Origin of the sequence: Amycolatopsis sp. NPDC049688 (genome assembly GCF_040674975.1) — a bacterium.
Taxonomy (GTDB): domain Bacteria; phylum Actinomycetota; class Actinomycetes; order Mycobacteriales; family Pseudonocardiaceae; genus Amycolatopsis.
The window spans coordinates 864162-884250 of record NZ_JBFANY010000001.1 but is presented as its reverse complement, the minus strand read 5'-3'; the positions used below and the strand labels follow the sequence as shown (position 1 = coordinate 884250).

19 protein-coding genes are annotated in these 20089 nt (G+C 73.9%); 9 read left to right on the top strand and 10 right to left on the bottom strand.

The window, feature by feature from the left end; translation table 11 throughout:
* Window positions 1-22 precede the first annotated feature (22 nt).
* The gene (locus AB0J55_RS03640; RefSeq protein ID WP_033262363.1) at window positions 23-331 is read right to left on the bottom strand and encodes a muconolactone Delta-isomerase family protein; all 309 of its coding nucleotides are present in this window, start codon (window positions 329-331) and stop codon (window positions 23-25) included.
* A gap of 23 nt (window positions 332-354) precedes the next feature.
* Complete coding sequence (locus tag AB0J55_RS03635) at window positions 355-1797, bottom strand: ankyrin repeat domain-containing protein (protein WP_364242258.1); 1443 nt, start codon at window positions 1795-1797, stop codon at window positions 355-357.
* A gap of 235 nt (window positions 1798-2032) precedes the next feature.
* On the opposite strand from AB0J55_RS03635, the gene AB0J55_RS03630 reads away from it, so the two are divergent.
* Together AB0J55_RS03630 and AB0J55_RS03625 are read left to right on the top strand one after the other, a co-directional pair.
* Window positions 2033-3499, top strand: coding sequence for an FAD-dependent monooxygenase (locus AB0J55_RS03630; protein WP_364242256.1), 1467 nt, complete (start codon window positions 2033-2035; stop codon window positions 3497-3499).
* A 72-nt stretch (window positions 3500-3571) separates the two neighbouring features.
* Window positions 3572-4084, top strand: coding sequence for a VOC family protein (locus AB0J55_RS03625; RefSeq protein ID WP_364242253.1), 513 nt, complete (start codon window positions 3572-3574; stop codon window positions 4082-4084).
* 59 nt (window positions 4085-4143) lie between these two features.
* Here the strand turns inward: AB0J55_RS03625 and AB0J55_RS03620 are convergent, their stop codons facing one another.
* The 8 genes from AB0J55_RS03620 to AB0J55_RS03585 form a co-directional block, all read right to left on the bottom strand.
* The gene (locus AB0J55_RS03620; protein ID WP_364242251.1) at window positions 4144-4989 is read right to left on the bottom strand and encodes a nuclear transport factor 2 family protein; all 846 of its coding nucleotides are present in this window, start codon (window positions 4987-4989) and stop codon (window positions 4144-4146) included.
* Entirely contained in the window at window positions 4986-5879 is an 894-nt protein-coding gene (locus AB0J55_RS03615) for an alpha/beta fold hydrolase (RefSeq protein WP_364242248.1), read from the bottom strand. The genes AB0J55_RS03620 and AB0J55_RS03615 overlap by 4 nt, the downstream gene beginning before the upstream one ends.
* A gap of 51 nt (window positions 5880-5930) precedes the next feature.
* Window positions 5931-6173 (bottom strand): hypothetical protein, encoded by a 243-nt coding sequence (locus tag AB0J55_RS03610; RefSeq protein WP_364242245.1) that lies wholly within the window; start codon window positions 6171-6173, stop codon window positions 5931-5933.
* Window positions 6170-7213 carry a phosphotransferase gene (locus AB0J55_RS03605; protein ID WP_364242242.1) on the bottom strand — a complete coding sequence of 348 codons (1044 nt, stop codon included), beginning with the start codon at window positions 7211-7213 and terminating at the stop codon, window positions 6170-6172. Before AB0J55_RS03605 ends, AB0J55_RS03610 begins: the two co-directional genes overlap by 4 nt.
* Complete coding sequence (gene treS / locus AB0J55_RS03600; protein ID WP_364242239.1) at window positions 7213-8895, bottom strand: maltose alpha-D-glucosyltransferase; 1683 nt, start codon at window positions 8893-8895, stop codon at window positions 7213-7215. Before treS ends, AB0J55_RS03605 begins: the two co-directional genes overlap by 1 nt.
* Window positions 8892-10847, bottom strand: a complete 1956-nt coding sequence (locus tag AB0J55_RS03595) for a maltotransferase domain-containing protein (RefSeq protein WP_364242236.1) — start codon at window positions 10845-10847, stop codon at window positions 8892-8894. Before AB0J55_RS03595 ends, treS begins: the two co-directional genes overlap by 4 nt.
* A gap of 113 nt (window positions 10848-10960) precedes the next feature.
* Window positions 10961-11965, bottom strand: a complete 1005-nt coding sequence (locus AB0J55_RS03590) for a DUF5914 domain-containing protein (protein ID WP_364242233.1) — start codon at window positions 11963-11965, stop codon at window positions 10961-10963.
* A gap of 400 nt (window positions 11966-12365) precedes the next feature.
* Window positions 12366-13238, bottom strand: coding sequence for a MerR family transcriptional regulator (locus AB0J55_RS03585; protein ID WP_364242230.1), 873 nt, complete (start codon window positions 13236-13238; stop codon window positions 12366-12368).
* Between the two features lie 268 nt (window positions 13239-13506).
* Between AB0J55_RS03585 and AB0J55_RS03580 the strand changes: the two genes are divergently transcribed.
* Genes AB0J55_RS03580 through AB0J55_RS03550 form a run of 7 tightly spaced genes read left to right on the top strand, consistent with a single transcriptional unit; the run spans window position 13507 to window position 19940 of the window.
* Window positions 13507-14580 carry a polyprenyl synthetase family protein gene (locus AB0J55_RS03580; RefSeq protein WP_364242228.1) on the top strand — a complete coding sequence of 358 codons (1074 nt, stop codon included), beginning with the start codon at window positions 13507-13509 and terminating at the stop codon, window positions 14578-14580.
* Window positions 14577-16052, top strand: coding sequence for a phytoene desaturase family protein (gene crtI / locus AB0J55_RS03575; RefSeq protein WP_364242225.1), 1476 nt, complete (start codon window positions 14577-14579; stop codon window positions 16050-16052). The genes AB0J55_RS03580 and crtI overlap by 4 nt, the downstream gene beginning before the upstream one ends.
* Entirely contained in the window at window positions 16049-17011 is a 963-nt protein-coding gene (locus AB0J55_RS03570; protein ID WP_364242222.1) for a phytoene/squalene synthase family protein, read from the top strand. The genes crtI and AB0J55_RS03570 overlap by 4 nt, the downstream gene beginning before the upstream one ends.
* A 1-nt stretch (window position 17012) precedes the next feature.
* Window positions 17013-17354 carry a lycopene cyclase domain-containing protein gene (locus AB0J55_RS03565; RefSeq protein ID WP_364242219.1) on the top strand — a complete coding sequence of 114 codons (342 nt, stop codon included), beginning with the start codon at window positions 17013-17015 and terminating at the stop codon, window positions 17352-17354.
* Complete coding sequence (locus AB0J55_RS03560) at window positions 17351-17671, top strand: lycopene cyclase domain-containing protein (protein ID WP_364242217.1); 321 nt, start codon at window positions 17351-17353, stop codon at window positions 17669-17671. Before AB0J55_RS03565 ends, AB0J55_RS03560 begins: the two co-directional genes overlap by 4 nt.
* On the top strand, window positions 17668-18399 hold the full coding sequence (locus AB0J55_RS03555) for a class I SAM-dependent methyltransferase (RefSeq protein WP_364242214.1): 732 nt from the start codon (window positions 17668-17670) through the stop codon (window positions 18397-18399). The genes AB0J55_RS03560 and AB0J55_RS03555 overlap by 4 nt, the downstream gene beginning before the upstream one ends.
* On the top strand, window positions 18396-19940 hold the full coding sequence (locus AB0J55_RS03550; RefSeq protein ID WP_364242211.1) for an NAD(P)/FAD-dependent oxidoreductase: 1545 nt from the start codon (window positions 18396-18398) through the stop codon (window positions 19938-19940). The genes AB0J55_RS03555 and AB0J55_RS03550 overlap by 4 nt, the downstream gene beginning before the upstream one ends.
* Window positions 19941-20089 lie beyond the last annotated feature (149 nt).

Sequence of the window (20089 nt, the reverse complement as noted above, 5' to 3'; positions counted from 1 at the left end):
TCGCCACCTTCCCGCCGGATTTTCAGACCTGGTAGCGCTTCTTGACGTCCTCGGCGAACCCGAGGTAGTCCCGCAACGGCCAGACCGCCTCGAACTCCAGGTACTCCCGCATCGGCAGCCGCCCGAGCGCGGTCCGGTCGAGCTCCTCGGCGTCCGGCGAGTCGATGATCGCGATCACCCGCTTCTGCGCGGCCACCTTCCAGATCCCGACGCAGAACCCGGAATCGACGGTCTCCTGGGCGTGCTCGGCCTCGTCGGCCTCGACGTCCCACAGTTCGTCGAGGGTGATCCGGCCTTCGTGGTTCCATCTCATCTGGACGTAGAACAACATCGGCGTGCTTCCTTCCGGGTGGCTCAGAGAGACCGGATGCGGGCGGTCAGGGTGTGGTCCGGGCCGAACACCTCGGCGGCGATGTCGAGCGCGGTCTTGCCGTCGTGCCCCTCGACGTCGACCCGGGCGCCGGCGTCGAGCAGGATCGACGCGCAGTCGTCGTAGCCGTGCCAGAGCGCGTCGTGCAGCGCGGTGTAGCCGTTGGTCGCGCCCTGGTAGTCCAGGTCCGCGCCCGGAGCCGAAGCCAGCGCCGAGGTGATCGTCGCGTGTCCGTTGTAGACGGCCTTGTGCAGCGGGCTCGCCCCGAACGTCGGCTCGGTCGCGTTGACGTCGGCGCCGCCGCGCAGCAGCAGCCCGGCGATCTCGGCGTGCCCGTCGCGGGCGGCGACCAGCAGCGGGGTGTGCTGGTCGTTGAAGCCGTTGAGCACCGGGTACCGCGCGTCGACGTCGGCACCGGAGGCGATCAGCGACCGCACCCGCTCGACGTCGTTCGCGGTCACCGCGGCCATCAGCTGCTGCGCCGCGACGGCGTCCTCATCGGACTTCGCGCGGTCCTTCAGCGCCTGCTCGGCTTCGAGCAGCTTCTCCTTGCCGAGCTTGTTGACGTTCAGCTCGTACTCGAAGTGCTCCTTCATCGAGAAGCCGTAGTGCGTCGAGAGGTTGACGCCCGCGCCGAGCTCCAGCAGGTACCGGGCGATGTGCGGCCACTTGTACCAGAGCGCGTCCATCAGCGGGGTGTGGCCGGTGGTCGCGGCCACCGCGTCCACGAACGCGCCCGCGTCCACGAGCACCCGCACGGTCGCCAGGTCGCCGCGCTGGACCGCCTTGTGCAGCGCGGTCGCGCCGCCGCGGCTGTCGGTGGTGAACACGTCGGCGCCGGCGTCGACCAGCTCGCGCACCACCCCGGCGTTCCCGAGGCCGGCGGCCACCAGGAAGGTGGTCAGCCCGGTGGCGGGGTCGCGGCGGTTCGGGTCGGCGCCGTCGCGGACGAGCCGCCCGGCCTCTTCGCGGTCACCGGCGCGGACCGCGGCCAGCAGGCGGTCGTCGATGTCGGAGCGGAACAGCGCGATTTCCGGGCTGGCGTCGAAGAACGCGCGCCAGTGCGTCACCAGGCCGTCGTCGCCGACGGTCAGCACCATCGCGAACTCGAAGTCCACCTCCATCCCGGTCCGGTGGTGCTTGAGCTTCTGGTAGTTGACGACGAACGCCCGGTCGTCCTCGACGACCATCTGCCGCTGCTCGAACTCGGTGACGTCGGCGTAGAGCGTGCGCAGCCGGAACGCCTCCAGCACCTCGTCCTTGCCCCGCCACACGCGCAGGTTGGGCACGATCGTGTTGAACTCGTTGCCGGGCAGGTCGAAGACGATCGCCGGGGAGAGGGCGGCGAGCACGCCCTCGACGTTGCCCGACGCGACGTCGGAGAACAATTGCGTGACCACCGCGCGGGTGCTTGTGCTGTCCGCCATGAGAGATCCTTCGGCCGTTGTGTCTACTGTGGTGTGCCGGGCCTTTCCGCTCCCCAGCACACCGCGCCCGCGCCGCGCCGGGCAAGGCGCCGCCGCGCACTATCCGAAGTCGCGCCGGACCCGCGCCGGCCGGGCTACTCCGTGCATTCGCCCTTGCCCGCCAACGGGTCCGCGCTCGACGCTGGAGGAGCCGCCGTCCACCGCGGTGGCCGGGTGAGCGCAGGAGGGTTTCGCCATGTCCCTGTCCCCAGAACTACCCCGCTCCACCGACGTGCTCGTGGTCGGCGCCGGGCCGGTGGGCCTGACGATGGGCTGCGCGCTGCGCACGCTCGGGATCGACCACGTCGTCATCGACCGCGCGCCGGGCCCCGCAGCGCATTCGCGGGCGTCGGCGGTGCACGTGCGCACGCTGGAGTCCCTGGCCGCGATCGGCGTCGCCGACGAACTGGTGGCGCGGTCCATCCCGGGCCGCACGTTCACCGTCCGCGACGCGGAAAAGGTGCTGCTGTCCATCCCGTTCGCGGAGCTGGACACGCCCTACCCGTACGCGCTGAGCATCCCGCAGATGACCACCGAGGAGGTGCTCGCCGACCGCTACGCCGCCCTCGGCGGCACCGTGCACCGCACCACGTCGCTGCTCGACCTGCGGGACAACTTCCCGGGAAAGACCGCGTCCATTGTGGACTCCGACGGCACCGTCCGGGCGATCGACGCCCGGTACGTGATCGGCGCCGACGGCATCCACAGCACCGTCCGCGACCGGATCGGCGTCGCCTTCCCCGGCGGCGCGCGGCCGCAGACGTTCATGCTGGCCGAGGTCACCATGGACTGGCACGGCCCGGAGGAGGAGGTCGTCACGTTCTACTTCTCCCCGCGCGGACTCGGCGCGGTGGCGAAGATCCCCGGCGACCTCTACCGCGTGGTGGCGCTGGTCGGCGACGACGCCGGCGTGCCCACCCGCGAGGACGTCCAGGAGGTCATCGACACGCGCGGCCCGGGCGCCGCCGGCGGGCGCGTGCGCGAGGTGAAGATGGCCTCCAACTGGCGGGTGCACGAGCGGCTGGCCGACACCTTCCGGCAGGGCCCGGTGTTCCTCGTCGGCGACGCCGGGCACGTGCACAGCCCGGTCGGCGGGCAGGGCCTCAACACCGGCGTCCAGGACGCGCTGAACCTCGCCTGGAAGCTGGGCGCGGTGCTCGACGGCACCGCCGCGCCCGCCCTGCTGGACACCTACGACGCCGAGCGGCGGCCGGTCGCGGCCGGCGTGCTCGGGTTCACCGGCACCCTCACCGAGATCTCCACGCAGACGAACCCGGCGAGCATCGGGCTGCGCAACGAGGTGCTCGACTCGGTCGCGCAGCTGCCGGCGTTCCGCTCGTGGCTGGCCACCCGCCTGGCCGGCCTGCACATCGGCTACGCCGGTGCGGAGGGCCCGCACTCGCCCGGCCCGGGACGGCGGGTCGCGCCCCGGCGCGGGATGGCGCCCGGCATCGGCTGGACGCTGGTCATCCCGCCCGCCGCCGACGCCGTCGCGGTCAAGGAGGCCGCCGAAGCGAGTGTCACGCCGATCACCGTGCTCCCGGCCGACGACACGGCCCACGCCACGCTCGTGCGCCCCGACGGCTACGTCGCGCTCACCGCCGACGCCGCCGACGCCGCGACCCTGCCCGCCGGGCTCGCCGCCTGGCTGCGGCGCTCCTGATCCCGGTACCCGGCCCCGGGTCCCCGGTCCGCACCACCCCCGAAGGCAGTACCCAACCGAGGAGGTAGTCCCATGTCGGCACCCTGGTCCCGCCCGCCCGGCTCGGCCACGCTGATGCACGTCGCGATCCTCTGCAAGGACGTCGACGAATCCCTGCGGTTCTACCGCGACGGGCTCGGCTTCGCGAAGACGTACGAGTGGTCGAAGACGACCAGCGACACCGGTCAGGTGCTCTACTGCGACCGGGGCGTCTACATCGAACTGGACGGCCACACCTACATCGAGCTGTTCCCGGGCGGCCGCGACGACGTCACGTCGATTTCGGGGCCGCTGCAGCACATCGCGCTGATCGTCGACGACGTCGACGAGGCGTACACGAAGTGCCTGTCCGCCGGCGGCGCCGCCTTCCCGATCGAGGACTGGGACGGCGCGCCGACCCAGGTCTTCATCAACGGCGAACCGGAGATGGAGGTGCGGGTCGCGTTCGTCCGCGGCCCCGGCGGCGAACTGATCGAGCTGTACCAGCAGCTCAGCCCGGTGGTGGCGGTCGACCGCACCGCCACGGCCGCCGGCGCTTCGGCGTAGCGGCACAAACGGAAGCGGGCGGTCCCTCCGGGGGCCGCCCGCTTCGTTCGTGCCGGGGGTCAGAACCGCAGCGCGCGGATGATCGAGCACGGGTCGGTGTAGGACTTCCAGCGCACGATCCGTCCGCCGCGCACGGTCAGGCATTCGACGTACTCGATCTCGAACGCGACGCCGGTGCCGCGGGCGACGCCCTTCTCGTGCACGATGCCGACCGCCTGGTCGCCGTCCACCACCAGGCCGCGCAGTTCCTTGCGCTTGACCTCGCAGACCGAGGTGAACGCCTCGAAGCTGGCCAGCACGGCGGCCGGGCCGTGGTAGGTGCCGATCCAGGGCATGCAGTCGTGGTGGCCCGGCACGCCGACGAAGTTGACCCACTCGACGTCGTCGCCGAGCAGGTCCGCGGCCTGCGTGACGTCGCCGCCGCACACGCGCTCGAACCACGCCAGCGCGGTGGCCCGGGTGCTGCCGGTGTCCTCGACGGCGGCCGGCGCCGGCCCGCCGGTCTGCCAGTCGGGGGTGAACGTGACCGCGGTGATCCGCCAGCCGGTGCCGGTGCGGCGCAGGTCCATCCGGTAGTGGCCGCCGAGCACCCACGGCGGGCCGCCGGCGGCGGGCACGTGCGTGGCCTGGACCTGGCAGCGGCAGACCGCGGTGTCGCCGTCGAGGGCGACCACGTGGTTGCCGATCAGGTGCTGGGTGGTGGCGTACCCGGCGAACTCCGCCGTCCAGCCCGCCACCGCGTCGGCGGCCGGCACGGTCACCGGCTCGCCGCCGTGCAGCGCGTGGTAGTCCAGGTGGACGGAGCCCGCCAGCAGCGCGGTCATCGCCGTCCAGTCGCGGCGGTCGGCGTACCAGCCGAACCTGTCGCACGCCTCGATCACGTCCAGCCGGTCGTTCGCGGTCATTCCGTGCTCCTGTCGGCCAGGTGGGCCGCGGCCAGGTCGAGCGCCGCGGCGACGGTGGTCGGATCGTCGTAGAAGTCGAACTGCGTGCCGGTCAGCCAGTGCACTGTGGACGGACCGGCCAGCCGCGCGAGGAACTTCCGGACGCCGCCGGGCAGGGCCGCGTCCTCGCTGTGCACGAGCACGACCGGCGCGGTGACGCGGCCCGCGGCGGCGATGGGGTCGAACCGCAGCCAGTGCGGCCAGGACAGCTCGGCGAACCGGTTGGGCCACTGCGGGACGGCGCCGCGGGCCGGGTCGAGGTAGTAGCGGAACGGGCCGGGCATCGCGGCCGCCGGGTCGGTGGTGCTGGCGGCCGGGACGTACCGGACGGCCCCGGTGCGCGCGAACTCGGCGGCGGCCGCCTCGCCGCGCCGGATCCGCTCGGCGACGCCGGCTTCACCGCCGTAGACCTCGCCGACGAGTTCGGCGTCGTGCAGCCAGGGGGCGATCAGCGCGAGGGAACCGAAGAGGGCGGGTTCCGCGGCCGCCGCGACGGCCAGGTACCCGGCGCCGGCGCAGATCCCCGCCCCGCCGACGTTCGCAGTGTCCACAAGGGAACATCGGCGCAGGAACCCCGCGGCGGCGACCAGGTCGGCGACCTTCCGGTCGGGCAGTTCGGCGTCGCGCGGAGCCCCGGCGGAGGCGCCGTGGCCGCGGAAGTCGAAGGCCAGCGCGGCGATCCCGCGCCGGGCGAGACCGCGGGCGTACCGGCCGGCCATCTGCTCCTTGACGGTGGTCCAGGACCCGGCGACCACCACGGCGGGTGGGGGCGGGCCGCCGCCGGGCGGGAGGTGGAGGTCACCGGCGAGGGTTTCGCCGCCGGACCGGAACTCGACCTGCCGTACCGTCATGTCGTCCTCCCCTTGGTTTGCCCCGCGCGGCGCAGCCCAGCGACGCGCGCGTCACGACGCCTCGTCCAGCACCACGGACCCCAGCTCCGTCAGCGCCGCCGGGACCACCGTCCCGGGCGTGCCCGGCCGCACCGGGCCCAGCAGCCCGGCCCGGGCCAGCTCGTGCACCGCGTGCTGGTCGCAGCAGGCCACCCCGTCCACGAACAGGTCCGGCGCGCAGCCGCAACGGAGGGTGGCCCGGCCGTCCGCCACCGCGCGCAGGATCGCCCGGTCGCGGTGGCTCAGCGCCGTCACCGGAGACCTCCGGTGACCTCGGCCGCGTCCAGTCCGGCCCGGGGGTCCTCCCCCGCGACCTCCGCGTAACCGGAGCAGAACGCGTCGCGCGCCGTCCCGTCGCCGTCGAGGCCGGTGCGGTCGATCGACCGCAGCAGGCTCGCGACGTCCCGCAGCGGCGACTGCACGACCGCCTCGGCGCCGAAACCCGCGAGCAGCCAGCGGGTCGGCGTGCGCAGGACGTTCCCGAGGTGCAGATCCCCGTGGACGCGCTGGACGAGCCCGCCGGAGGGCAACCGCGTCGTCCCCAGCCGCTCGGCGAGCGTCCGGTGCACCGACGCGACCGCCCGGCCGAGGACGCCCGCCTCCGCGGCGAGGGCCGGCCCCGCCAGGCGCCGGCCGTCGACGGCGTCCGTGGCGGAAGACTGCAGCAAGGCGAGGGCGACCGGAGCACCGTCCAGGTCCCCCTCGATCGAGCCGAGCAGCGGGGCGATGTGCGGGCTGCCGGCCGCGTCGAGCGCACGGTGCAGCTCCAGGTCGGGGTGGGGGAGCCGGCGGAACAGCGTGAGGAGGTAGCGCTCGCCCAGCACCACCGAGGTGGCGCCCCGCCCGGTGGCGGGCGGGCGGCCGGTCAGCCCGCGCCGCGGCACCAGGGCCAGCCCGGCCCGCCGGCGGGGGACGAACCGCACGCGATCGCGGGCCGCGCCCGTGCCGATCAACGCGGTCAGTTCCGCGGTGAGCAGGTCGTCGGCCGCGGCGTCGTACACGGCCAGCTCGCCGGTGCTGATGATGGGGACGACGCCGGGCAGCGGCGTGCGCGGCGCGCGCAGGCCCAGCGGCAGCCCGTAGCGCACGACCTCGCCGCCGGTGCGCACCTCCGCCACGCAGAGCAGGCCGGCGGGGCCGCCCCAGGCGAGCTGGTCGGTGAACCGGCCGAGCACCCGGAGGCGGACGCGGTCCACCCGGTGGCCGGCCCACTGCTGCTCCGGCAGCCAGGTGCGCAGGGCCAGCTCGGTGTCGCCGAGCAGGGCGCCGAGGCGGTCGTCGAGGGCGGCGGTCATCAGCGTCCCCTTTCGTCGTGCAGCGAGAACCAGAAGAACCCGTGCCGGGGCAGCACCAGCGGGTACGGCTCCGCGCCGATCAGCGGGAAGCGCACCGAACCGGTCAGTTCCACCGGGCGCCGGCCGGCGAACTCGGTCAGCTCCAGCGCGGCCGGCTGCGGGTGCCGGGACAGGTTGTTGACGCACAGCAGGACGTCGTCCACGCCGTCGTCGCCGACGTGGCGCCGCAGGAACGCCAGCACCGCCGGGTTGCCGGCGTGCAGGTCGCTGTACTCGCCGAGGCCGAACGCGGGATGGGCGCGCCGCACCTCGAGCATCCGGCGGGTCCAGTGCAGCAGCGACGCCTCCCCCGCCAGCTGGGATTCGACGTTGACCGCCTGGTAGCCGTACACCGGGTCGGCGATCACCGGCAGGTACACCCGGTTGGGATCGCACCCGGAGAACCCGGCGCTGCGGTCCGGGCTCCACTGCATCGGCGTGCGGACGCCGTCGCGGTCGCCGAGCCAGATGTTGTCGCCCATGCCGATTTCGTCGCCGTAGTAGAGCACCGGCGAGCCGGGCAGCGACAGCAGCAGCGCGGTGAACAGCTCCTGCCGGTCGCGGTCGTTGTCCAGCAGCGGGGCCAGCCGGCGGCAGATGCCGATGTTGGCCTTCATCCGCGGGTCCTTGGCGTATTCGGCGTACATGTAGTCGCGCTCTTCGTCGGTGACCATCTCCAGGGTCAGCTCGTCGTGGTTGCGCAGGAAGATCCCCCACTGGCAGCCGGACGGGATCTTCGGCGTGTGCGCGAGCATCTCCGAGATCGGGAACCGGGATTCCCGCCGCACGGCCATGAAGATCCGCGGCATCAGCGGGAAGTGGAACGCCATGTGGCACTCGTCGCCGCCGACGGCCGGGTCGCCGAAGTAGTCGACGACGTCGGCCGGCCACTGGTTCGCCTCGGCCAGCAGCACCCGGCCGGGGAACTCCTCGTCGACCACCTGCCGGACCCGTTTGAGGAACCGGTGGGTCTCGGGCAGGTTTTCGCAGTTCGTGCCCTCGCGCTCGAACAGGTACGGCACGGCGTCCATCCGGAAGCCGTCGATGCCCAGGTCCAGCCAGAACCGCACGACGTCGAGCATCGCGTCGGCGACCGCGGGGTTGTCGTAGTTCAGGTCGGGCTGGTGGGAGAAGAACCGGTGCCAGTAGAACTGCCCGCGCACCGGGTCGAACGTCCAGTTCGACGTCTCGGTGTCGACGAAGATGATCCGCGCGTCGCGGTAGCCCTGGTCGTCGTCCCGCCACACGTAGAAGTCGCCGAAGGGGCCGTCGGGGTCGCGGCGGGACTCCTGGAACCACGGGTGCGCGTCGGAGGTGTGGTTCATCACGAGGTCGGTGATGATCCGCAGGCCGCGCCGGTGCGCTTCGTCGAGCAGCTCGACGAAGTCCTCGACGGTGCCGCCCTCCGGCTGCACGCCGCGGAAGTCGCTGATGTCGTAGCCGCCGTCGCGCATCGGCGAGCTGTAGAACGGCGGCAGCCAGAGGCAGTCGACCCCGAGCCACTGCAGGTAGTCGAGCTTGCCGAGCAGCCCGCGCAGGTCGCCGACGCCGTCGCCGTCGGAGTCGCTGAACGCGCGCACCAGCACCTCGTAGAACACCGCCCGCTTGAACCAGCCGGGATCGGCGCGCACCGGCGGGATCATGCCGGGCCGACCGAGCCGATGTGGGCCACCGACCGGTGCGGGTCGAGCTTCACGTAGGCGTCGCGGCCCCATTCGAAGAGCTCGCCGCTCACCTCGTCGTGCACGGTGTAGCGGTGGTCGGGGGCCAGCCCCAGCGCGGCGAAGTCCCAGTGCACGGTGCCCTCCTGGGTGTGGCAGTGGTCGAGCGTGACCACGCAGAGCACGGTGTCCCCGCCCGCCGGATCGGTCTTGGAGTAGGCGAGGAGGTGGTCGTTGTCGACGTGGTGGAACCGCAGGGTGCGCAGCTGCTGCAGCGCGGGGTGCGCGCGGCGGATCTCGTTGAGGCGGCTCAGCCACGGCTGCAGCGAGCGGCCCTCGGCGAGTGCGGCGGCGAAGTCCCGCGGCCGCAGCTCGTACTTCTCCGAGTCGCGGTACTCCTCCGCCCCGATCGCTTCGTGCTCGTACAGCTCGAAACCCGAGTAGACGCCCCAGGTCGGCGACAGCGTCGCGGCCAGCGCGGCCCGCGCGGCGAACGCCGCCGGGTTCCCGGTCTGCAGCTCCGCCGGCAGGATGTCCGGCGTGGTGACGAACAGGTTGGGCCGGGCTTCGTCGGCGTGCTCGACCAGCTCCCGGCCGAACTCCGTCAGCTCGGCTTTCGTGGTGCGCCAGGTGAAGTAGGTGTAGGACTGGCTGAAGCCCAGCCGCGCGAGGCCGTACAGCCGGGCCGGGCGGGTGAACGCCTCGGCGAGGAACAGCACGTCCGGGTGCGCCTCCTGGACGTCCCGGATCAGCCGGTGCCAGAACGCGGGTGGCTTGGTGTGCGGGTTGTCGACGCGGAAGATCCGCACGCCGTGCCGCACCCACAGGCCGACGATCCGGCGCACCTCCGCGTAGAGGCCCTCGGGGTCCTGGTCGAAGTTCAGCGGCAGGATGTCCTCGTAGCGTTTCGGCGGGTTTTCCGCGCAGGCGATCGTGCCGTCGGGGAGGGTGCTGAACCACTGGGGGTGCGCGCGCACCCACGGGTGGTCCGGCGCACACTGCAGGGCCAGGTCGAGCGCGACCTCCAGGCCGAGTTCCCGCGCCCGCGCGACGAACGCGTCGAAGTCGGCGAAGGTGCCGAGCCGGGGTTCGATCGTGTCGTGCCCGCCCTCGGCCGAGCCGATCGCCCACGGCGAGCCGACGTCGCCGTCCGCGCTGACCACGGAGTTGTTGCGGCCCTTGCGGTGCACCGTGCCGATCGGGTGCACCGGCGGCAGGTAGACGACGTCGAAGCCCATCGAGGCGATCCGGTCCAGCTGCGCGGTCGCGGTGGCGAAGGTGCCGTGCACCGGGCGGCCGGTGCTGTCCGTCCCGCCGGTCGAGCGGGGGAAGAACTCGTACCAGGCGCCGTAACCGGCGCGCACGCGGTCGACGCGCAGCTGGCAGACCCGGCCCCGGGTGCACAGTTCCCGCACGGGGTGCTCCCGCATCACCGGCAGCACGTAGTCCGACAGGGCGGCGGAAAGCCGTTCGCGCACCAGCAGGTCCCGGTTGCGCAACGCGGTGGCCGCGTCGAGCAGCGCCTCCCGCTCGGCGCGGCGGTCGGGCCGGTAGGCGACGCGTTCGAGCAGCCGCGCGCCGATCTCGAAGTCGTTGGCCAGCTCGGGCGCCCCGAGCCCGGCGGCGACCTTGGCCCGGACCGACCGCTCCCAGGCGGTCCACGGTTCGCTCCAGGCGTCGATCCGGAAGGTCCAGACCCCGGGTTCGTCCGGGACGACGGTCGCCGCGAAGCGGTCACCGCCGTCGGACTGCAGGCGGGTCCGCCGGGTGGAACCGTCCGGCCACCGCAGCACCACCGCGGCGGCGACCGCCTCGGTGCCTTCGGCCCACACGGTGGCCGACACCCGCACGGCCGCGCCGACCACCGCCTTCGCCGGGTGTTCCGCCGTCCCCACCGTGGGGCGGACGTCCTCGATCACGATGCGCCCGACCACCGCGCTCACCTCCCGCGCCGATACCGCTTCCTGTCTTCAGCGTGACAAGAGCGGTGCCGCCCAAGGGAAAACCCGGGCCGACTTCGGTAACTCGACGCAGTCGGCGAGCGGTTTCAGTGCGCGCGCAGGGCGTACCGGCGTTCCGCATAGGCCAGATCGTCCCGCCACAACCGGGCCGCGGCCCGGCGCATGAGCGGACGCCAAACCGGCGCAAACCGTGCAGCGTGGGCGAAACCCGGCCGTTCCGACGCCGCGATCGTCGCCTCGATCACCGCGGTTTCCGGGCGGCCGTCCGGGCCGGGGCCGAGCGGGGTCGCGTGCGTCTCCACCACGCTGCCGGCGCCTTCACCGTCCACAATGGTCATGAGGACGGTGCGCGGGCCCGGGCAGGTGAACTCCGCGACTACCGGGACGCCGATCTTGCCGGCCAGGCGGAACGTCACCTCGACGACGAACCGGTCGTCCTCCTCGGCGACGTCGACGCCCTGCGGCGCGGACAGCACGCGCAGCCGGGCGAACGAGTACGGGTGGAACCATGCGCCGTGCCACGGGTCGAGCCGGTTGGCCACGACGTCCTCCGGCTCGCACACCCCGGCCAGCGTCGCGACGGCGTCCACCGTGGTCCCGTGCGGCCGGACCGGCACCGGCGGGCGGTCGGTGGGCTGTTCGCCGCCGATCCGGTCGAGGCGGACCCAGGCGAGCACGCCGTCGTCGTGGGCGGGCAGGGCGGTCCACCCGGGACGGTCCGCGCCGACGCGCAGGCCGTGCCAGCGGCAGACCAGTTCGCCGCAGTGCACCCGCGCCTGGTCGAGCGGGGCACCGAGGTGGGGGCACGCACCCGGGCCGACGAGCAGCCCCCCGTCCGGCCCGCGCCACGCCACCAGCTCGCGGCCGCCCACCCGCACCCCGAACGGCCGGTCGGCGCGCACGTCCCGGGAGGCCGCGAAGACGAACCAGTTGCCGGCGGGCCGGGTGCCGGCCCGTTTCACGGCGGCTTCGATGAGGGCGGGACTGCAGTCCCGGTAGGTGGGTTCCTGCCGCGCCCAGGCCGGTTCCCGGAACGGCTGCACCGGCCACCGCGCCGGCCAGCGCTCGATCACCTGCCGCTTGAAGTCCACGTGGCACCCTCCCGCTCGACACGGCCGGCCGAGCGGACCGGCCCGCGAGCCATCCTCAGGCATGTGAAGCGATTGCGCAACGCTTCACCACCGCACCCCACCCCGGCGGGCCGCCGGACCGGACTACGCCCGCGCAAGTCCCCGCCAATCCCACGTGATGCCCCTCCAATCACACGTGATGGCCCTCTAATCACGCGAGATGCCCCTCTAATCACGCGAGATGCCCCTCCAATCACGCGAGATACGCCTCTGATCACGCAAGATCGGTCCGGTACGGGGCTCTCGCGTGATCGAGCGGGCATTTCGCGTGATCGAGCAGGCATCTCGCGTGATCCAGCGGGCATCTCGCGTGATCAGGGGGGCATCAGCCGGCGTCGGCGGGCGGGCCGGGGGCTGCCTCTCATGCCTTCAGCCGCTCCGCCGCCAGATCCAGGGCGGCGGCCAGGTCGTTCACCCACGCCACCTCGCGGCCTGCCCGGTCCTCCCACCCCGGTCCCGCCAGCACGACCTCGAATCCGGTCCGGCACAGGCGCCCGACCAGCCCGTCGTCGACCGTGCCCGCCGACATCGACCACAGGAACACCACCACCGGCTGCAGCTTCGCCGCGGTGGCGGCCGTCGTCTCGGCGGGGACCAGCTGGCCGAGGAAAACCGCCGGGATGCCGATCTCCACCATCGCCGCCCGCAGCACCTCCATCGGGAGGCTGTGCCGCTCGTCCGGGCAGCACGCCAGCAGCACCGCCCGGCCGGGCGGGATGTTCGCGAACCGGGCGCTGTAACGCTGCAGGGCCAGCGAAATCTCCCCGGTCAGGGCCCACTCGGACTCGAAGCACACGTCGCCGCGCAGCCAGCGGCCGCCGAGGTCGCTCAGCACCGGGACCAGCACGTCGGTCCACGCCCGTGCCGGGCCCAGCGCGTCGAGCAGTTCGTCCAGCAGCGCGGCCAGGGACGCGAAGTCGAGGCCCTCCGCCGCGGCCGCCAGCTCTTCGATGCGCCGGCCCGCCGGGACCTCCGGCACTGTGTCGCCGAGGCCCGAGAAGACCGCCGCGGCGGCTTCGCGGGCGCGGAGACCGCGGGCGATGAGCCGCTGCATGTGCTGCAGCCGGCGGACGTCGGTGTCGGAGTACCGCCGGTGCCGTCCGTCGTCCCGCAGCGAAGGGCCGACGCCGTAGCGCGCCGCCCAGGTGCGCAGCGTCACCGGCGAGACGCCCAGCAGCTCGGCGACCTTGCCGGGCGTCCATGAACCCCGGCCACCCACCGCGTCGACGTCCATCCGCACCACGTTCCTGCCGCCGGAACTCTGTCCGCTCCTACCGATACGGCATCGGACGGCCGTCCGGCACTCCCCGCTCCTCACGAGCCCGCCACAGAGGACTTTTGTGACGCAGATCACCGTTTATCAGGTGCGCATTCAGCGAAGCCGTTTCGATGCGGCACCGATCAGCCTGGCCTGCCGCCACGTCTTCACCCGTTCAAGTGGACAAGCTACACCCCATATGAAACGGTTGCGAATCGAATAGCGGACTGTGGGAGGGCGGCGGATGACCGCGACGATGACGGCGGCCGACGGGCTGGACGCCCTGGGCCGGCGCTGCCTGGCCGAGGCGCACGGGTTCGTGGGTGAGCGGGCGGCCGAGCACTTCGCCGGGCGCAGCGAAGGGGCGCTCGCGGTGACCGCGGTGCCCGAGTTCGTCGCGGGCGGCAAGTGCCTGCGGCCGCTGTTCGCCTACGCCGGCTGGCGGTGCGGGCAGCCGGATTCCGACGCCGCGGTCCGGGCGGCCGCCGCGCTGGAGCTGCTGCACTGCTTCGCCCTCGTCCAGGACGACGTGATGGACGGCTCGCAGCTGCGCCGGGGACGGCCCGCGCTGCACGTCCGGTTCGCCCGGTGGCACCAGGAGCAGGGCTGGGCCGGCTCGGCCGCCCGGTTCGGCGAGTCCGCCGCGACGCTGTTCGGCGACCTGTTCCTGGTGTGGTCGGAGCAGCTGCTGCGGGAAAGCGGGCTGGCCGCGGACCAGCTGGCCCGCGGCTGGCCACACTACGACGCGATGCGCTCCGAGCTGGCCGTCGGCCAGCTCGCCGACCTGGTGAACGACGCGCGGGCGCTGCCCAGCTGGGACACCCTGCTCGACGTCCTGCGCCGCAAGTCGGGCAACTACACCGTGCGGCGGCCGCTGGAGTTCGGGGCGGCACTGGCCGGCTGCGGCCCCGAGCTGACGGCCGGGCTGTCGGAGTTCGGCGGCCTGGTCGGCGAGGCGTTCCAGTTCCGCGACGACCTGCTGGGCGTGTTCGGCGATCCGGCCGTCACGGGCAAGCCCGCCGGGCAGGACCTGCGCGACCGCAAGGCATCCAGCGTCGTCGTGCTCGCCGCCGCGATGGCCGACCGGCGGCGGCAGACCGAATTCGCCGAGCTGCTCGACCTGCCCGCCGTCGACGACGAAGCGGTCGAGCGCTGGCGGGAGCTGATCGTGGCGACCGGCGCCCGCGACCGGCTCGGCGAGCTGATCCGGGAACGGGCCGACAAGGCGCTCGCGGCGATCGACCCCGCGGTGGTCCCGGAGCCGGCCGCCGACCTGCTCGCCGCGCTCGCGGCCCGCTGCACGGACCGCGACCGATGAGGACCGTGCCCGGACCGGCGGACCGGGTCGTCGTCGTGGGCGCCGGCCTGGCCGGCCTGGCCGCGGCCCTGCACCTGGCCGGCCGGGGCCGCGAGGTCACCGTCCTCGAGCGCGACCCGGGCCCGGGCGGCCGCGCGGGCCGCGTCGAGCGGGACGGCTACCTGCTCGACACCGGCCCCACCGTGCTGACCATGCCGTCGATCCTGCGGGACACCTTCGCCGCGGTCGGCGCCCAGCTCACCGAGGAACTGCCGCTGACCCGCCTCGACCCGGCGTACGTGGCGCAGTTCGCCGACGGCAGCACGCTGCCCGTGCACTCCGACGCGGACGCGATGACCGAAGCCGTCCGCGAGTTCGCCGGGCCGGCCGAAGCCGCGGGCTACACCCGGCTGCGCGCCTGGCTGACGAAGCTCTACCAAGCCGAGTTCGGCCGGTTCGTCGACGCGAACATCGACTCCCCGCTCGGCATGCTCTCCCCGGAACTGGCCCGGCTCGTGGCCCTGGGCGGCTTCCGGCGGCTCGACGGCCGGGTCGGGGCCTTCCTGTCCGACGAGCGGCTCAAGCGGGTGTTCACCTTCCAGGCGCTCTACGCGGGTGAATCCCCGATGCGGGCGCTGGCCCTGTACGCGGTGATCTCGTACATGGACACCGTCGGCGGCGTGTACTTCCCCACCGGCGGGATCGCCGCCCTGCCGCGCGCACTGGCCCGGGTCGCGGCCGGCGCCGGGGTCAAGTTCGAGTACGGCGACGCCGTGCGCACGCTCGAACGCCGCGGCTCCCGCGTCACCGCCGTGCGGACCGCTTCCGGCGCCCGGTACCCGTGCGACGCCGTCGTCCTCACCACCGAGCTGCCGGAGAGCCACCGCCTGCTCGGCAGGCAGCCGCGGCGGCCGGTCCCGCTGCGGGCCGCGCCGTCGGCGCTGGTGGTGCACGCCGGTGGCCCGTCCGGACACCGGGACGTCGCCCACCACACGATTTCGTTCGGACACGGCTGGCGGTCGACCTTCGACGAGCTGATCACGCAGGGGCGGCGGATGAGCGACCCGTCGCTGCTGATCACCCGCCCGACCGCGACCGAGCCGGGGCTCGCCCCGCCCGGCCGCCAGCTGTACTCGGTGCTCGCCCCGGTGCCCAACCTCGACCGCGGCCCCGCGGACTGGGCGGCCGAAACCGAGGCCTACGCCGAAGAAGTCCTCGACGTCGCCCGGGCCCGGCTGCTGCCCGGCTTCGCCCCGGAGTTCACGCACGTGCTCGGCCCGGCCGAGTGGGCGGACCGCGGCCTGGTCGCCGGGACGCCGTTCAGCTACGCGCACTCCTTCGCCCAGACCGGGCCGTTCCGGCCGCGGAACCTCCCGCGCGGGACGGACAACGCCGTGCTGGCCGGCGGCGCCACCGTGCCCGGGGTGGGCGTGCCGACCGTGCTCATCTCCGGCAGACTGGCCGCCGACCGGATCACCGGAGGGACCCGATGACCCGACGTGAACTCGACGCCGCCGGCATCCGCGCCCCGGGCCTGCGCGCGGCCTACACGTGGTGCCGCGAACTCAACGCCCGGCACGGCCGCACGTACTTCCTGGCCACGCGGCTGCTGACGCCGGCCCAGCGGCCGGCGATCCACGCGCTCTACGGCTTCGCCCGGTGGCTCGACGACATCGTCGACGATCCGGCCGCGGACGCGACCCCGGAGTCGCTCGACACGCGCCTGCAGGAGGTGGAGAACCGCTTCCTGGCCGACCTGAAGGCCGGGGTGAGCGACGACCCGCTGCTCACCGCCGTGATCGACACGGCCACGCGGTACGCGCTCGCCAAGGCGTACTTCGAGGCGTTCTTCACCTCGATGCGGATGGACCTCACCGTCACCGGCTACGCCACCCGCGCCGAGCTCGACACCTACGTGCACGGCTCGGCCGAGGTGATCGGGCTGCAGGTGCTGCCGGTGCTGGGCACCGTCGCCCCGCGCGAGGAGGCCGAACCGCGGGCCGCCGCGCTGGGCAAGGCCTTCCAGCTCACCAACTTCCTGCGCGACGTCGCCGAGGACCTGGCGCGCGGGCGCGTCTACCTGCCGGCCGACGAGCTGGCCGCGCACGGCGTGGACCGCGACCGGCTGGCGTGGTGCGCCCGGCACGGGCGGGCCGACCAGCCGGTCCGGGCCGCGATCCGCAACCAGATCGCCGTCACCCGGGACGTCTACGCCGAGGCCCGCCCGGGGATCGCCATGCTGCACCCGGTTTCCCGTCCGTGCGTGGCCACGGCCGCGACCCTGTACGGGCGGATCCTCGACCGCATCGAGGACGCCGGCCACGACGTCTTCGCCGGCCGCGCGGCGGTTTCCCGCGGACGGCGGCTGCTGGTGGCGTGCGGCGCGGTCGCCCGCACGCAGTGGGCGCGGGCCCGCCACCCCGCGCCGTCGCTCCCGGTGGCGGTGGGCTGAGGTGGGCCAGTTCGAATACCTCATCGTGCTGGCGGCCTGCGTCCTGGTCACGCTGCCGCTGGAGCTGGCCGGGGCGCGCGTGTACCGGCAGCCGCGGCGGCTGGCCCGCACGGTGCTGCCGGTGGCGCTGGTGTTCCTCGTCTGGGACGCGCTGGCGATCGCGGGCCGCGTCTGGGACTACGCGCCGGGCCGCGTCACCGGGATCCGCGCGCCCTTCGCCGTGCCGCTGGAGGAGGTCCTGTTCTTCGTGGTCATCCCGATCTGCGGGCTGCTGACCTACGAGGCCGTCCAGCTCACCGCCGCGCTGGTGCGGCGGCTCGCCCGGAAGGAGGCGCGGCGGTGATCCCCTGGGGCTACACCGTGCCCGCGGCCGCCGCGGTGGCCGTCGTCGTGCTCGTCGAACTCCGGCTGCTGCGCACGGGTTTGTTCCGGCGCCCGGCCTACTGGTTCACGATGGCCATCGTGACCGCCTTCCAGATCCCGGTGGACGGCTGGCTGACCAAGCTGTCCGACCCGATCGTCCGCTACTCCCCCGGGCACATCACCGGCTGGCGCTTCCCCTGGGACATCCCGGTCGAGGACTTCCTCTTCGGGTTCGCGCTGGTGACCGCGGTGCTGCTGGTGTGGGAACGGACCGGACCCCGCGAGGAGCGCACATGAGCCGGCTGGCGAAGGACGGGCTGCCCCGCGGGGCGGTGCCGTCGGCCTTCGACACCGAAGCCCGCTGGTACGACCGGCTGGTCGGGGCCAACCCCGGCTACCACTACCACCTCCGGCTCTCGGCGCGGAGGCTCGAGCTGCCCTCGGCCGGGGCGGGCCTGCGGCTGCTGGACGCCGGCTGCGGCACCGGCGCCTCGACGGCCGCGCTGCTGTCGGCCGCGCCCGGGGCGGAGATCACCGCGTTCGACGCCTCCGGGGAGATGCTCGCGCGGGCCCGGGCGAAGAACTGGCCCCGCAACGTCGGCTTCGTGCACACGCCGGTCGAGGAACTCGACGGGATCACCGGCCCGTTCGACGCGATCCTGGCGGCGTACCTGCTGCGCAACCTCACCGACCCGGCCGCGCAGCTGCGGCGGCTGCGCGGGCTGCTGCGTCCCGGCGGCCGCATCGCGATCCACGAGTACTCCGTCCGGGACTCGCGCCGCGCCCGGTGGGTGTGGAACGCGGTCTGCGCGGGCGTGATCATCCCGCTCGGGAAGGTCACCACCGGGGACGCGACCCTCTACCGCCACCTGCGCCGCAGCGTGCTGGAGTTCGACGGGATCGGCGCGCTCGCCGGCCGGCTCGCCGACGCCGGGTTCACCGACGTCCGGACCGGCACGGTGCCCGGCTGGCAGCACGGCATCGTCCACACCGTCCTCGGCACCAACCCGCAGGAGCAGCCGTGATCCCCGGCCGGGACCGCCGGATCGAAACCCGGCCGGCCCCGCCCGGCCTGCCGGATGCCGGCCGGCTGGGCCGCCGGCCGTCCGCGGCGGTCGTCGGCGGCGGCATCGCGGGCCTCACCGCGGCCACCGGCCTGGCCGAGCGCGGGGTCACGGTGACGCTGTTCGAGCGGGAGGACCACCTCGGCGGCCGGGTCGGCGGCTGGGCCGACCGGCTGCCGGACGGGACGCCGGTGACGATGAGCCGGGGCTTCCACGCCTTCTTCCGCCAGTACTACAACCTGCGGGCGCTGCTGAGGCGCACCGACCCAGGCCTGGACCGGCTCACGCCGCTGGCCGACTACCCGCTGCTGGACGCCCAGGGCCGCACGGACACCTTCGCCGGGCTTCCCCGGACGCCGCCGTGGAACGCGCTGGCGTTCGCCTGGCGCAGCCCGACGTTCACCGCGCGGGACCTGCTGCGCCTCAACGGCCGCGGCGCGCTGCCGCTGGCGACGGTGTCCGTCCCGGAGATCTACCACCGGCTCGACGACATCGACGCCGCGAGCTTCCTGGCGCGGATCAACTTCCCGGAAGCGGCCCGGCACCTGGCGTTCGAGGTGTTCTCCCGCAGCTTCTTCGCCGATCCGCGCGAGCTGTCCGCGGCGGAGCTGGCGACGATGTTCCACCTGTACTTCCTGGGTTCCAGCGAAGGCCTGGTGTTCGACGTGCCGGCCGAGCCGTTCCCGCAGGCGCTGTGGGACCCCCTGGCGGGGTACCTGGCCGATCGCCGGGTGACCCTCCGGACCGGCACCCCGGTGGCCTCCCTCGACCGCACGGCGGACGGGTTCACGGTCACCACGGCGGCGGGCACCACGCCGTTCGACGCCGTCGTCCTCGCCTGTGACGGGCGGGGGCTGCAGGAGATCGTCGCGGCGTCGCCGGGGGTCGGCACGCCCGGGTGGCGGGACGCCGTCGCGGGACTGCGCACCGCACCGCCGTTCCTGGTGCGCCGGCTGTGGCTCGACCGGCCGCTCGAGCCGGGCCGGCCGGCCTTCCTCGGCACCGGCAGCGTGCCGCCGCTGGACAACATCAGCCTGCTCGACCGGTACGAGGGCGAGGCACGGCGGTGGGCGGGCCGGACCGGCGGTTCGGTCGTCGAGCTCCACGCCTACGCGGCCGAGACCGACGACCGCGAGACCCTGGTGAAGGCGGTGGACGACCGGCTGCACGCGATCTACCCGGAAACGCTCGGCGCCCGCGTGACCGGCGCGATTTCCCTGTGGCGCGAGGACTGCCCGCTGTTCGGGCTCGGCGGCTTCGCCAGCCGCCCCGCGGTGGCCACGCCGGATCCGGCGCTGGTCCTGGCCGGCGACGGCGTGCGGATCGACCTGCCGGTCGCCCTGATGGAACGCGCGGCGACCACCGGCTGGGCCGCGGCGAACGCGCTGCTCACCGGCTGGGGCCTCGCCGGGCACCCGCTGCGCTCGGTCCCCAACCGCGGCCGCATCGCCCTGCTGAACCGGCTCGCTTCGACGAAGACATTCGGCGGGAGTGGGCGATGACCGGTCACGAAGCCGCCATGGCGGACCGGCGCACCTCGACCCGGCCCCTCACCGGGGTGGGCGATGACCGGTCACGAAGCCGCCGTGGCCGACCAGCACACCCCAACCCGGCGCCGCCACGGAGGTGCGCGATGACCAACCACAAAGCC

Bases quoted from the DNA above. Each gene is read 5' to 3' on its own strand.
- AB0J55_RS03570 (WP_364242222.1), top strand. From the start codon at position 16,049: ATGACCCGACGTGAACTCGACGCCGCCGGCATCCGCGCCCCGGGCCTG.
- AB0J55_RS03630 (WP_364242256.1), top strand. From the start codon at position 2,033: ATGTCCCTGTCCCCAGAACTACCCCGCTCCACCGACGTGCTCGTGGTC.
- AB0J55_RS03620 (WP_364242251.1), bottom strand. From the start codon at position 4,989: ATGACCGCGAACGACCGGCTGGACGTGATCGAGGCGTGCGACAGGTTC.
- AB0J55_RS03625 (WP_364242253.1), top strand. From the start codon at position 3,572: ATGTCGGCACCCTGGTCCCGCCCGCCCGGCTCGGCCACGCTGATGCAC.
- AB0J55_RS03580 (WP_364242228.1), top strand. From the start codon at position 13,507: ATGACCGCGACGATGACGGCGGCCGACGGGCTGGACGCCCTGGGCCGG.
- crtI (WP_364242225.1), top strand. From the start codon at position 14,577: ATGAGGACCGTGCCCGGACCGGCGGACCGGGTCGTCGTCGTGGGCGCC.
- AB0J55_RS03635 (WP_364242258.1), bottom strand. From the start codon at position 1,797: ATGGCGGACAGCACAAGCACCCGCGCGGTGGTCACGCAATTGTTCTCC.
- AB0J55_RS03615 (WP_364242248.1), bottom strand. From the start codon at position 5,879: ATGACGGTACGGCAGGTCGAGTTCCGGTCCGGCGGCGAAACCCTCGCC.
- AB0J55_RS03555 (WP_364242214.1), top strand. From the start codon at position 17,668: ATGAGCCGGCTGGCGAAGGACGGGCTGCCCCGCGGGGCGGTGCCGTCG.
- AB0J55_RS03605 (WP_364242242.1), bottom strand. From the start codon at position 7,213: ATGACCGCCGCCCTCGACGACCGCCTCGGCGCCCTGCTCGGCGACACC.
- treS (WP_364242239.1), bottom strand. From the start codon at position 8,895: ATGATCCCGCCGGTGCGCGCCGATCCCGGCTGGTTCAAGCGGGCGGTG.
- AB0J55_RS03640 (WP_033262363.1), bottom strand. From the start codon at position 331: ATGTTGTTCTACGTCCAGATGAGATGGAACCACGAAGGCCGGATCACC.
- AB0J55_RS03585 (WP_364242230.1), bottom strand. From the start codon at position 13,238: ATGGACGTCGACGCGGTGGGTGGCCGGGGTTCATGGACGCCCGGCAAG.